The organism is Leisingera sp. SA215 (genome assembly GCF_055902035.1).
The window spans coordinates 209,613-220,258 of the sequence record NZ_JBVVXU010000007.1 but is presented as its reverse complement, the minus strand read 5'-3'; the positions used below and the strand labels follow the sequence as shown (position 1 = coordinate 220,258).

17 protein-coding genes are annotated in these 10,646 nt (G+C 59.5%); 5 read left to right on the top strand and 12 right to left on the bottom strand.

Going from position 1 to position 10,646, the window contains the following annotated elements; all coding sequences use genetic code 11:
* Both AC0KW6_RS10270 and AC0KW6_RS10265 read left to right on the top strand, forming a co-directional pair.
* Positions 1-339: transposase (locus AC0KW6_RS10270; RefSeq protein WP_474034657.1), on the top strand; the 339-nt coding region annotated here is incomplete at its 5' end.
* A gap of 697 nt (positions 340-1,036) precedes the next feature.
* Complete coding sequence (locus tag AC0KW6_RS10265) at positions 1,037-1,720, top strand: ABC transporter ATP-binding protein (protein ID WP_323781383.1); 684 nt, start codon at positions 1,037-1,039, stop codon at positions 1,718-1,720.
* Positions 1,721-1,745: 25 nt separating this feature from the next.
* Here AC0KW6_RS10265 and AC0KW6_RS10260 read toward each other — a convergent pair whose 3' ends face one another.
* The 3 genes from AC0KW6_RS10260 to AC0KW6_RS10250 are packed head-to-tail and all read right to left on the bottom strand — an operon-like array spanning position 1,746 to position 3,016.
* Complete coding sequence (locus AC0KW6_RS10260) at positions 1,746-2,210, bottom strand: host attachment family protein (RefSeq protein WP_323781424.1); 465 nt, start codon at positions 2,208-2,210, stop codon at positions 1,746-1,748.
* A complete protein-coding gene (locus AC0KW6_RS10255; protein ID WP_024092031.1) occupies positions 2,200-2,412 on the bottom strand; it encodes a hypothetical protein in 213 nt (70 codons plus the stop codon). The genes AC0KW6_RS10260 and AC0KW6_RS10255 overlap by 11 nt, the downstream gene beginning before the upstream one ends.
* Positions 2,405-3,016 carry a hypothetical protein gene (locus AC0KW6_RS10250; protein ID WP_323781387.1) on the bottom strand — a complete coding sequence of 204 codons (612 nt, stop codon included), beginning with the start codon at positions 3,014-3,016 and terminating at the stop codon, positions 2,405-2,407. Before AC0KW6_RS10250 ends, AC0KW6_RS10255 begins: the two co-directional genes overlap by 8 nt.
* A gap of 260 nt (positions 3,017-3,276) precedes the next feature.
* On the opposite strand from AC0KW6_RS10250, the gene AC0KW6_RS10245 reads away from it, so the two are divergent.
* Positions 3,277-4,689, top strand: a complete 1,413-nt coding sequence (locus AC0KW6_RS10245; protein WP_474034850.1) for a mechanosensitive ion channel domain-containing protein — start codon at positions 3,277-3,279, stop codon at positions 4,687-4,689.
* 46 nt (positions 4,690-4,735) lie between these two features.
* Here AC0KW6_RS10245 and AC0KW6_RS10240 read toward each other — a convergent pair whose 3' ends face one another.
* From AC0KW6_RS10240 to AC0KW6_RS10200, 9 genes are all read right to left on the bottom strand, one after another.
* Positions 4,736-5,719: an AI-2E family transporter gene (locus tag AC0KW6_RS10240; protein WP_323781392.1), complete on the bottom strand. Its 984-nt coding sequence runs from the start codon at positions 5,717-5,719 to the stop codon at positions 4,736-4,738.
* 53 nt (positions 5,720-5,772) lie between these two features.
* Positions 5,773-6,537 carry a hypothetical protein gene (locus AC0KW6_RS10235; protein WP_323781394.1) on the bottom strand — a complete coding sequence of 255 codons (765 nt, stop codon included), beginning with the start codon at positions 6,535-6,537 and terminating at the stop codon, positions 5,773-5,775.
* Complete coding sequence (locus AC0KW6_RS10230; protein ID WP_323781397.1) at positions 6,524-6,925, bottom strand: phage holin family protein; 402 nt, start codon at positions 6,923-6,925, stop codon at positions 6,524-6,526. The genes AC0KW6_RS10235 and AC0KW6_RS10230 overlap by 14 nt, the downstream gene beginning before the upstream one ends.
* Positions 6,912-7,349, bottom strand: a complete 438-nt coding sequence (locus AC0KW6_RS10225; protein ID WP_474034849.1) for a hypothetical protein — start codon at positions 7,347-7,349, stop codon at positions 6,912-6,914. The genes AC0KW6_RS10230 and AC0KW6_RS10225 overlap by 14 nt, the downstream gene beginning before the upstream one ends.
* Before the next feature lie 125 nt (positions 7,350-7,474).
* Positions 7,475-7,660, bottom strand: a complete 186-nt coding sequence (locus AC0KW6_RS10220) for a PLD nuclease N-terminal domain-containing protein (RefSeq protein ID WP_323781403.1) — start codon at positions 7,658-7,660, stop codon at positions 7,475-7,477.
* Positions 7,661-7,839: 179 nt separating this feature from the next.
* A complete protein-coding gene (locus tag AC0KW6_RS10215; RefSeq protein ID WP_323781406.1) occupies positions 7,840-8,121 on the bottom strand; it encodes a hypothetical protein in 282 nt (93 codons plus the stop codon).
* A gap of 55 nt (positions 8,122-8,176) precedes the next feature.
* Complete coding sequence (locus AC0KW6_RS10210) at positions 8,177-8,338, bottom strand: DUF1328 domain-containing protein (RefSeq protein WP_024092022.1); 162 nt, start codon at positions 8,336-8,338, stop codon at positions 8,177-8,179.
* A gap of 563 nt (positions 8,339-8,901) precedes the next feature.
* Positions 8,902-9,450 carry an RNA polymerase sigma factor gene (locus AC0KW6_RS10205; RefSeq protein WP_323781409.1) on the bottom strand — a complete coding sequence of 183 codons (549 nt, stop codon included), beginning with the start codon at positions 9,448-9,450 and terminating at the stop codon, positions 8,902-8,904.
* Positions 9,447-9,614: a NepR family anti-sigma factor gene (locus AC0KW6_RS10200; protein WP_323781412.1), complete on the bottom strand. Its 168-nt coding sequence runs from the start codon at positions 9,612-9,614 to the stop codon at positions 9,447-9,449. Before AC0KW6_RS10200 ends, AC0KW6_RS10205 begins: the two co-directional genes overlap by 4 nt.
* Positions 9,615-10,006: 392 nt before the next feature.
* On the opposite strand from AC0KW6_RS10200, the gene AC0KW6_RS10195 reads away from it, so the two are divergent.
* Both AC0KW6_RS10195 and AC0KW6_RS10190 read left to right on the top strand, forming a co-directional pair.
* Positions 10,007-10,495 carry a hypothetical protein gene (locus AC0KW6_RS10195; RefSeq protein WP_323781414.1) on the top strand — a complete coding sequence of 163 codons (489 nt, stop codon included), beginning with the start codon at positions 10,007-10,009 and terminating at the stop codon, positions 10,493-10,495.
* A gap of 10 nt (positions 10,496-10,505) precedes the next feature.
* Positions 10,506-10,631: an entericidin gene (locus tag AC0KW6_RS10190; protein WP_323781416.1), complete on the top strand. Its 126-nt coding sequence runs from the start codon at positions 10,506-10,508 to the stop codon at positions 10,629-10,631.
* Positions 10,632-10,646: the final 15 nt, after the last annotated feature.

Genomic DNA, 10,646 nt, shown 5'->3' with positions numbered 1-10,646 from the left:
GGGCTGATGGCGCTTCTCCGCGCCGGGGAGCTGGCCTTCTTCGGCGGCCTGGAACCGCTGGCGCAGGCCGGTGCCTTCGCAGAGTGGCTGGCTCCTTTGCGCAAGTCCGAATGGGTGGTCTATGCCAAACCGCCCTTTGGAGGCCCGGAAGCCGTGCTCGCCTATCTGAGCCGGTACACCCGCAGGGTGGCCATCTCGAACCGCCGCCTCGTCAGCGCCGGCGCGGGCACCCTGCGTGAGCCATGCCCGTGCTGTGGCGGGACAATGCACATCATCGAGATCTTCCGGCGCGGGCAAAAACCCCGGTCCCGCGCGCCACCGCGGGACCAAGCCGCATGACGAAACACCCGTCCTTCCGGAATTGTGAACACCGGGCATCCCGACAAGCCCGGCGGGAACCCTGTTTGCGGGCTCTCTACCCGGAGCCGGGGACCACGCAGCAACGTCGCTGCCTATGCCCGATTTGGCCCACCGTCCGCAACGCAGGCATCCGCCCCGGCATCATTATTCAACCGGCATATTCGCTGGCACCAGCCGCGCATTGCACCGTCAGCGCTCTTTCCCCATAGACAGCCCCAAGAGCCCCGCGGCTTCCACCTTGGGAGGTTTTCCAACCCGGACCGATGCCGCGCCAAGCCGCACCTTCACACCGCGGCCCGCATCAGAAAACCTTCACCGAGGCAGTCCCGGCAGGAACAGTAGTATGACCATCTGCTAATTGGTCGAAATCGCAGGGCGACCTCTCCACCTCCGTCCAAGCCAGCCTGCCCTGGCTTGCCGATCAGCAGAAAATTTCTGGAGTGATCAACTGAATTGAGGCGGACTGGCAGACGAATGAGTGGGTGGCGCTGTTAAATTGCATGGGAGCTGTGTGTTGCCGGTGATAGGACGCGAACCTACGCCCCCATCATAACGAATGACTACGTATGGTGTTTTCCGTTGTTTGCTATAAACCGCGATGCTTTCATTTTTCGTCGCAAAACATTGACTTAGTCGTACGTAAGGTTTTCGTGCCCCGCCTACATTTGGCGACAATATGGCTTCAACGAAAGGTGCGGATCATGACGCGAACACCGCTCAACGCGAAGACAATATCCGAACTCTCCTACCCTGGCGAAGGCTCCAAAATCGTTTTGGACACCATATTCCGGGGGGCTGGCATTCTGCTTACCAAGGCGTCCAAAACGTACATTGCGGAAGGTCGCGTGCTGGGCAGAAAGCGCCGGGTAACTATTGGCCGAAGGCAGCAAGCGGGCGGATCCGCGTTGGGGGTGAAGACATTGCGCGTTTGTCCCCCCGCGCACTGGCCGGGCGGCAGGCCCTGTTGGCGCAGGACAATGAAGTGCCGCCCGGGGTCACCGTAGCTGATCTGGTGGGTTATGGTCGCGCGCCGCATCAGAACCTGCTGGGCATCGGTGATGCCGCCGACCGGGCTCATGTGGCCTGTGCCATTACCTGGACGGGGCTGGAGGATCTGGCCGGGCGCAAGCTGGCGGCCCTATCCGGCGGCCAGCTCCAACGGGCTTTCATTGCCATGGTTCTGGCCCAGGACATGCCCGCGATGCTGTTTGATGAGCCGACCAGCTGGCTCGACATCCGCCGCCATGTGGATGTGCTGCGGCTGATGCGCAGCCTTGCCCGCGTAGGCCCGGCCAGCAAACGCACTGTCCGTTCGTGTCAGAAGATATGCAAACAGCACGAGGCTTGCCACACCGGGTAACAGCCAGAGCGGCAACCGGTCCAGGTCAGGCCGTGTTTGCGGCCTCGCGCAGGATGGCCTGCTCGATCTCGTCCAGCGGGTGGTTGGTCAGTACCTTCGGCACGTCCAGCATCAGCTTCTCGGTCACTTCGGGGTGCATTTCATCACGCAGGGCACTGAGCACCGGGCGGCTGGCAGCTATCAGAAGCGTGTCGAACTTTCCAGCGTGGGCTGCTTTATACAGGTCTTCTGCCACTGTTTTCGCAAAGCGGGCCTTTTCCAACTGGTGCCAGTCGGTGTCATCGACTGCCGAGCGCTGTACACCAGGGCCGTCATTGAAGCGGCCGGGGCGGCTTGCGGCCCAGTCCTGCGCCTTTGGGTTGTCCTGCTCCTCCTTGCGTCGCACGGTGAGGTGTATGTTCTGTTCATCGCCCTGATTGACGAGGTACAATGCCTTCTCGCCGTCCGCAATGAGCACCCAAGCTCCGGATGGAATTCCCTTAACTGCCATCACCACTGCCCTCCTGTTCCTTGGACTTTGTCACGCGGGTTGCCCCGGCTGGCCTCTCCTGAGCGCGCTTCAACTCGTCTTCGGTGCCGATGTCGCGGGCCAGACGGCCGCCTGTGCGGCCCTGGTGGGCTACGCCGCCCTGTTTTCCCAACACTTCGTCGGTTTCCTTGCGTCCGTCTTTGGATCTGTGACGTTCAGCCATAACGTGCTCCTTTCATTTGAGATGGCGGTGGTAGCGGAAGGAAAAGGGCTGTAAGGCACGGCCTTTCGCCCATTCCGCATCGGCAGCGGTGCTCGACACAATGGGAACAACCATGCACCGCCTCCAGCCCGGTCTTGGACTGGCCAGTTGCCTTGGATGCGGAGTAGCAGGCCAAGCTAGGGATGGCACATGCGGCGATGCCGAGCGTCGTGCTGTCTGCCATCAGCACCTGGCGCAATTTCTCGAACGGGAGGAAACCGGCTTCTTCCGGCACCACTCCTGTAAGTATGTGAGAGTCCTCTAACATCACGCTGGGGGACAGCGTGATACATGCCAAAGCGGCCCCGGCAGTGGTGGAAGGGAACAGAAAAACAGGTGCGCGCAAGGTGATATCTGCAGTGAGAACATCTGAGCTTGCTGCTTTTTTGCACACCCAGTGGTAGCGTAAGAGGCGGATGCTTCCGGGTGCTGGTTCGCGTGTCTCCTGCATCGCCATTGGCATCCTCCTGCGTTTTGGGTTCACAAGCTCAACGCGCGGGAAGGGGAGTGGTTCCGGCATGATGCGCTCGGAAGAAGAAATCATCCGCAATTTTCTGAAGTTCAACGCCGAGCCTCATTAGCTGTCGCAAGGCAGATTTTTCCAGAGGAGCGTGCCAGAGTTTCGGTCGCCGCAGGCTTTCACGTGTTTTGGTATGCTTGATGGCAGATATGTACATCGTCCCATGTGGCTCCGCGCGGGTACCACCAGGCGTGTTCAAAACGGGGGTTCTGCTTTATGGACTTTGTATGGGGCAGCCGGCCTGCAGAGCAGCTGCGCGCAACGGTAGTGGATTTGATCGTGAGGATGCGGAATTGAACCGTAGAGTGACTTGCACCTGGCAGCACCTGAAAGGCATCCTGACACTAGGACGGAGGCTGAAGCCGCTTCTGCATTGCTGGGTTGTTACTGCTGCACTTTGCCTGGGGGGCGGCAGCAGCCAGGCCCAGACTGCGGCTGATCCGGTTCAGACCGACAGCCTTATCGAAGTCGGCGATGCAGCAGTGCGCGATAGTGCGATTCTAAGCAGGATAGAGAAACTGCTCGCTGAAATTGACGGATATAGTGCCGTGAAGGTGTCGGTGTCAGAAGGGGTCGTCCGTACCACCGGCCCAGTGATTGACAATGCGGCCCAAGAGCGGCTGACGCAGATCATCAACCGTGTGGCCGGTGTCGTCGCGCTAGAGAATGAAACCGAAATCAGCGGCACCCTCGAAGAACGGCTGGCACCAGCGGTGGACCGGATTGCAGCACGCACACGGAACCTGCTGGCGAACGGACCGATTTTCCTGGTCGCGGTGACGGCCTTCTTGCTCGTGGCGGCAGGGGGCTGGCTTCTGACCACGCGGATTGGCATCTGGACCCGGCTGGCGCCCAACCCTTTCATTGCAGATGTCTACCGCGCGGTGGCGCGTATCCTGTTCATCGTGATCGGACTGGTTCTGGCATTGGATATTCTGAACGCTACGGCTTTGATCGGGGCGGTGCTCGGGGCGGCAGGTGTAGTTGGCCTCGCGCTTGGTTTTGCTGTGCGTGACACGGTGGAGAATTTCATCGCCTCCATCTTGCTCAGCTTGCGCCAGCCGTTTCGGCCGAATGATTATGTGGACATCCAGGGCGACCAGGGAACGGTGGCGCGGCTGACGTCGCGGGCGACCATCCTGATTTCTCCTGAGGGCAATCATATCCGAATACCCAATGCTACCGTTTTCAAAGGGCGGATCGTGAATTTCACCCGCGATCCCCATCGCCGCTTTGGCTTCGATTTGGGGGTGGATGCCGATGCTGATCTGGCGGCGGCGTTGTCCACCGCCGTAGCCGCACTCGAGGTGCAGCCGTTTGTGCTCAAGGATCCCGAAGTCGGTGCCTGGGTCAGCGAGGTCGGGGATTCCAACGTTATTCTGACTTTTACCGGCTGGGTGGATCAGACCCGGGTGGATTTCGCCAAGGCGCGCGGCGAGGCGATCCGAGCCGCAAAATTGGCGCTGGAAGGCGCAGGTTTCGGTCTCCCTGAGCCTATCTACCGGGTTCGGTTGGACGGGGCGCAGGACCAGACAGCCGCCGCCTCGGCGAAACGTATTGGCACCCGGCAGGCCGGTCCGGCGGCCAGCAGTTCCGATCTGCCAGAGGCCGCTGATCCAGCCCGTGCCGAGCTACCCTCTGAAGGTGCAGCAGAGCGTGAGCGTGAAGGGTTGGACGGCGGGGAAAATCTGCTGGATGCGCAGCAGCAGGCAGAGTGAGGCCTGGAGGCCGCCGACACTGCTGGATCGGCGGGGGCGCCGTTCTTCAAAGGATCTTCTCCAGCGGATCCTCCATCTGCTTTTCCGGCAAACTGTGGCGTGGATCCAGCATCACACCCAGCCACAGCAGCAGCGGCAGCGCCACAAAGGCGCCGATCGGCCCCCAGAGCCAGAGCCCGAAGATGATGGCAAGGAAGACCAGCAGCGGATTCAATGCCATGCGGTTGCCAACCATCAGCGGAGTAACAATATTAGCCTCAGTCAGGTTAATGAACAGGAACAATATCGGCGGCAGAACCGCATACAGGCCGTGAAACTGCAGTGCTCCGGCAATCGCCAGTCCGATCATTATCAACAGCGGGCCGAGGTACAGAACATAGTTCAGCAAGGACGCCGCAAGCCCCCACAGCACAGCGTACTCCACCCCTGCGGCCATAAGAACCGCAGCCGTCACCACTCCAAGTCCGGCATTCACTACGGTTATGGCCGCAAAATAGCGGGCGACAATCTTATCGGCATGCTTGAGGCGGCCATACAGTGCACCGGTTAGGCGATAAAGGTCGTCCCGGGTCAGTGTGAAGAAAAACAATGTGCCTACGAAGATGAAGACCTGAGAGAGAAAGCTGGGCGCAAGCCATAGGGCGTTTCCCACCGAGGGGATGGCAGTCTGGGGTTCGACTGTGTCAGCGCCGACAGTGTTTTCAATTTCCTCGCTGATCGTCTCGATCCCGCGCAGCAAAGAAGAAGCTTGATCGACTAGAGAAGATACGACGGACCTGATGCGCGGAAGCTCCTCGATCAGGGCGTTCACAACGGGTTCGATAAGCAGTATTGCAGTGGCTACAAATAGAGTGCAGGCCAGAAGAAGGGACAGGGCAACCGCCAGCCGTGGCACACCAAAGCGAGCTAGTTTGTCTGCAAGCGGTGAGACAACAATGCCTAGCACCAGTGCAAAACTCATCGGTGCCAGAACCTGCTGGGCATGCTGCAATGCAGCTGTGATGCTGATGACCGTTAGGATCATCAGCATCACCCGCACCCCTCGGCCGCTGAGCGTGGTTTTCAGGATCCTTGGCATTCCCGTTAGCCAGCGGCTGTGTGCGGTGCCGGGCGGGATGGTCGCGGATCAAGACTGGCGCTGGCAGTGCGGTGCAATTTGTCCATTTCCTCCCGCAAGGCGGCCTCGGCTTTGACGGCCAGCGCATCACGGCGTGCGCCAAGCAACTCGTCTTCCTGGCGGGTGGAGGGCAGCAATGCCCCTATCAGCGCGCCCAGACCCAGCGCTATAGCCCCGGCGGCGAGTGGGTTCTGATCGTAAAACGTCCGCGAGCGTGCCGCAGCATTGGCGGCATGGGACTCGACCTTCTCCTGCGCCTGCAGGGCAGCAGAGCGCGCCTTCAGCACCCGCTTGCGGGCCGCGGCAGGCAGGACGTCCAGGCCTGCATTCAATGTCTCGCGCATCTTCCCAGCGCGGAGGTTTTCTTCACTCATACCGGTCATCTCCTTTTTCATGGCGGCATCTGCTGCGGCGACACGCGCGTCGAAACCGGCAAAGGCGGCCTCGGGGGGAACGGCAGCGGGGGGCGGAGGGGCAGTGCGCGAACGGCTGCTGCCGTTGCCGGTGAACAGAAGGGCCAGCCCGGCCCCGGCAAGTACAAGGGCAGCGGGATTACGCTTAGCTGCGCTTATGGCTTGGCGCCCGAGTTCGCCGCCATAGCCATTTGCCGCCGCCGAGAGCTGTTCTGCCACCGAGTGCGGGGCAACGGCGCCGGACAGGCCGGACAAGGTTTCTGCCAGCCGGCGGCGGTTTGCGTCCACGCGTTGTTCAATATCTTCAGTAGCGGGCATTTGCGGCCTCCATGATGCTTGCGGCATCCTGCTTGACACTGAGGATGGTGCGGTTTGGCAACAGCGCCTCGCTGCTAAGCCGCGATTTGCCGGCCAGTAACAGGCCCAGTGCAACTGCCATCAGCCCGCCGCCGACGATCAGCGCGGCCCACCCGGCCGACAGGCCCGAGGATGCGATCAAGGCGACCAGCGCCGCCGCCAGAACATGCAACCCTGTCAGCGCTATTAGCGCGGCGATGGCGAAACAGGCTATTCCGGTTCCGGCGCGGGCGGCGTTCTCCTTAAGCTCGCTCTTGGCAAGCGCTGCTTCACTGTGCAGCAACGCTGCGAAATGCCGGAGAGCCTCCGAGAACAATTCCGGCACTTGGCGGAGGTCATGACGTGCCATGGCCGACCTCCCGGGTCATATGTGTGCGGTCGGTACCAAGGCTGTCCTGTTCGCTTGCTTTGAGGAAGCGGGTAGCGGCAAATCCGGCCAATGCAGCACCGCCGAGAAACAGTAGCGGGTTGCGGCGCGCAAAGGCGCTGACATCCCGTACAGTTTGCTCGACATCCAAGGCTCGAACCCGGTGGGCGGCGTCCTCAAGGTGGCCCGCAACGACTTGTGCGGCCTGCGCTTGCATGGTGCCTGGTTCAAATGCATCTGCCGCGGCGCCAACAGCATCGGCGGTTGCCTGCACTTCGCGGGCGGCCTGCAACTGCGCTGCATCAGCGGTGCCGCGGACTTTGTCCGTAACTGCGGCTTTGGCCTTGCGGCTCAGGTCGGCAGCTTGGGCACGGGCCTGCGTTTCCAAATCAGACGGAACGGTCATATCATCTGCCTCCTTGCTATCAGTGTTCAATGGGGAAACGCGCGCTCGCGTTGTTTGTTCCCCGCATCGAAAGAAAATGGCCCGGCGTCCGAACGCCAGGCCGCGACATGTTGGCTGCAGCCCTGTCAAATGCTTGCAGCAGAGGATTTAGGACCTGCGATCAGCCAGATGATGAAGCCCAGCACTGGCAGGATGAGAATGACCAATGTCCACACGATCTTGGCAGCGGTGGAGGCACCCGAGGACAGGATTTGAATGATTGCATAGATATCTGCAGCCAGGACAAGCAGGCCAATAATTCCATATTCCATAATTCGCTCCCTTCAGTCTGTTGCTCTGAAAGAGGAACGCGGTCCTAGGAAAATTGTTCCCGGTTCGGCAAAAATTGCATTTATCGTAACCGCTTTAAATGGTGTGAGCCGTTTCCCGAATATGTCAAAGCCGCACTAAACGGCGCGGCTTTGGTTGGTTGCGATGTAGGGGATACAGGTCAGAAACGACTGCGCATTGCCAAGCCGAGCAGGACGCCAGCCCCTAAGGCCCCGGCAACGGCAAGGCCCGGATTTTTTTTCACAAATTCCTGACCCTCTTTTGCAAAGCGCTGCATTTCACCGGAACTGTACTGCAAGCCGGCGTCGATTTGCTCCTGCGCCTGCTGAACCGTTTGCGCGGCCTGCTCCTTGACGCGCCCGGTAAGGTTGCCGGACGCGTTGCCAGCGGCGGAGCCGGTGCTGCCTTTGGTTTGCTGCTGAGTTTCGGCTGTTTTGGTCATGTGTCTGTCTCCTTGTGTTAGCGGCCATTCTGCTGAGCGCAGCTGGCGGGGCGGGTCAGCCTTTAAAGAGGCGGACAACGATCGAGAGAACGAAAAGCGCGAGGAAAATCACAAAGAGGATCTGTGCGATCCCAGCGGAAGCGCCTGCGATGCCGCTGAATCCAAGAACTGCGGCGACGAGTGCCACGATAAGAAACGTGATTGCCCAACCAAGCATGGCTCTTTTCCTTCATTGTTTGCGCGCTGCGGTGAGCGCCATCTGGCAAGTCAACGGTTGAGCAGAAGAATGGTTCCAGCACTGTTCCTAGGGTTGGCGTTTTATCTGCACTAAGTGCGAAGAGCGGAGCTTTCGCGTGGCGAAGCAAGACCCGCACGGGCTGATCGGCGGACGGGTTGATCTTCTGCTCGTGCCTGATTTGTCTGCCTCATGTCGGGGCGGCAGCTCTTTTTAGGACCTGGTCAATAACTTCGTCATTTGGAAGAAACGAGGCCTAGCCCAGACCGATTAGCATTTGCAGAGAACTGCCCGCAAGGGGCCAGCACATCGTCTAACAAATGCTCCTCAACAGCACCGAATGGGCGACAGCAAAGGCACGTTCGCATCGGCCGTTACAATGTTGTCATCGTTGGCACCGCGGTACCGCTACCGCGGTGCAAGCACCTGCCGAATTCGCCCGCGCAGATTTTGTCACACGGCCCTGCCGCGGGCAAGGAAACGGCCCAGAACAACATCGGGCTTCCGGCAATGGGCAGCACCTTTCTAAGACCCGGGCCGGACACTCAGGCCGCGGGATGTTTGGATAGAATTCCCGCCGTTACACTGTCAGTCAGCTCCAGCGTTTCGCCATCTTTCAGGTGCAAAAGATTCACCAGCGAAGCGCGGGCGCGTCCCACGCGGCTTTTGATCGTGCCGACTGCGACACCGCAAGTTTCGGCGGCTTCTTCATACGAAAACCCCCCCGCACCCACTAAGGTCAACGCCTCTCGCTGGCTGTCCGGCAGTTGGTCGAAGGCTTGCATAAAATCGCGCATGTTCAGCCGGCCGTCGTGATCGGGTTTGGAGGCCAGTGCCAAAGCCAGTGAACCGTCAGCATCTTCGACCTCACGCTTGCGCTTGCGGCGCAGAGAATAGAAAGTGTTGCGCAGAATGGTAAAGAGCCAAGCCCGCATGTTAGAGCCTGGTTTGAACTTTTCGATATTGGTCCAGGCCTTGATCAGCGTATCCTGCACCAAGTCATCCGCGGCTGCGGAATTCCGGGTAAGACTGAGCGCAAAGGCGCGCAGCGCACCAAGATGCTCGGTCAACTCTTCGCGTGGATCAGCGGTCATCGCATGTCCTTCTTTTGAAGGTCAGCCTTACGTAACTGATCAAGCAGATCGGAGAACCGGTCCGGCAGCGGTTCCGTTGCCAGCTCGTGAAAGGCTTTCTTCAAGTTGCGGTCGATTCGATCCGCCGTTAGGGGCGCTTGATGGTTGTGTTCTAGCTTTGCCATTCTTCCCTCTGCTCAACGCTCACCGGAAGCCAACGCGTGAAGATGGGAATGGTTCCTGCCGGGGCCCTCATAACCGATGTGGGATGGGCACCCGCTTCAATCTCCGCGGATTTCAATCTGCAAGTTTAGATCCAATGCCTCGCCTGTGTCCGAGCCTATTGCCCAGAGGATACCGTGCCCGGATTTTGTATGCGCTGTTGCGCGACGCGTGTGGAAGCGCGTGTCTGTACCCTAGTGCGGGCAAACACGCACCGCTTGATGTTCTGAGGAAGAAAACAAATGGGTAACTGATCAGCTGCAGGTATCTCCAAAAATTCAGGAACCTTTTGAGAAACCCGCGCGTTTCTATGCTGCATCCCCTAAAGGGACAGAAATTGAAGGAGCATTCAAACATGACTCATCTGATCCGCACCACCGCTCTGGTTTCGGCGATTGCGACGGCCGCTGTTGCTGGCTCCAAAGTCTCCGAAATCGACGTGACGGCAGATCTGAGCGCGATCGAGAATTACCCGGCCGCTGCAATTTGGACCAGCCTTGAAACCGATTTGGAAACTGCTCTGGCCAAGCGCCTTGTCGGCCGGATCGCGGGTGAGGACACGGGAGAGGCGGCAGAGATCCATGTCGAGATTGATTCTGTTATGCTGGCCAGCAATTTCGAACAGGCGCTGGGCGTAGGAGAATGGATGCTGAAAGGCGATGTGGACATCGATATGCCCGATGCGTCCAAGGATATGCGCTATGACCTGACTGTCTCTGCGGACCAGCTGAATGCCTATTACCCCGACGGCACTGACCCTGCCGCCATCGCTGTTGACAGCGAAGTGTTCTACACCGCCATAATCGATGCCTTTGCAGGCAACATTGCGTCGAAACTGAAATAAGGAGGCTATAATGCGTATCTTTCTCGCACTTTTTGCACTGGCCGGCCTGGCAGCTTGTGAAACAACCGAAGGCTTTGGCAGGGACGTGTCCAATCTTGGGAATGAAATCACTGAAGAGTCCCAGGAAGCTCAGTAACGCGTTGCTGCGTTC

Excerpts from the sequence above, each read along its gene's own strand:
- AC0KW6_RS10265 (WP_323781383.1), top strand. The coding sequence starts at position 1,037 with ATGGCTTCAACGAAAGGTGCGGATCATGACGCGAACACCGCTCAACGC.
- AC0KW6_RS10260 (WP_323781424.1), bottom strand. The coding sequence starts at position 2,210 with ATGGCAGTTAAGGGAATTCCATCCGGAGCTTGGGTGCTCATTGCGGAC.
- AC0KW6_RS10255 (WP_024092031.1), bottom strand. The coding sequence starts at position 2,412 with ATGGCTGAACGTCACAGATCCAAAGACGGACGCAAGGAAACCGACGAA.
- AC0KW6_RS10240 (WP_323781392.1), bottom strand. The coding sequence starts at position 5,719 with ATGCTGATGATCCTAACGGTCATCAGCATCACAGCTGCATTGCAGCAT.
- AC0KW6_RS10235 (WP_323781394.1), bottom strand. The coding sequence starts at position 6,537 with ATGCCCGCTACTGAAGATATTGAACAACGCGTGGACGCAAACCGCCGC.
- AC0KW6_RS10230 (WP_323781397.1), bottom strand. The coding sequence starts at position 6,925 with ATGGCACGTCATGACCTCCGCCAAGTGCCGGAATTGTTCTCGGAGGCT.
- AC0KW6_RS10225 (WP_474034849.1), bottom strand. The coding sequence starts at position 7,349 with ATGACCGTTCCGTCTGATTTGGAAACGCAGGCCCGTGCCCAAGCTGCC.
- AC0KW6_RS10220 (WP_323781403.1), bottom strand. The coding sequence starts at position 7,660 with ATGGAATATGGAATTATTGGCCTGCTTGTCCTGGCTGCAGATATCTAT.
- AC0KW6_RS10215 (WP_323781406.1), bottom strand. The coding sequence starts at position 8,121 with ATGACCAAAACAGCCGAAACTCAGCAGCAAACCAAAGGCAGCACCGGC.
- AC0KW6_RS10210 (WP_024092022.1), bottom strand. The coding sequence starts at position 8,338 with ATGCTTGGTTGGGCAATCACGTTTCTTATCGTGGCACTCGTCGCCGCA.
- AC0KW6_RS10205 (WP_323781409.1), bottom strand. The coding sequence starts at position 9,450 with ATGACCGCTGATCCACGCGAAGAGTTGACCGAGCATCTTGGTGCGCTG.
- AC0KW6_RS10200 (WP_323781412.1), bottom strand. The coding sequence starts at position 9,614 with ATGGCAAAGCTAGAACACAACCATCAAGCGCCCCTAACGGCGGATCGA.
- AC0KW6_RS10195 (WP_323781414.1), top strand. The coding sequence starts at position 10,007 with ATGACTCATCTGATCCGCACCACCGCTCTGGTTTCGGCGATTGCGACG.
- AC0KW6_RS10190 (WP_323781416.1), top strand. The coding sequence starts at position 10,506 with ATGCGTATCTTTCTCGCACTTTTTGCACTGGCCGGCCTGGCAGCTTGT.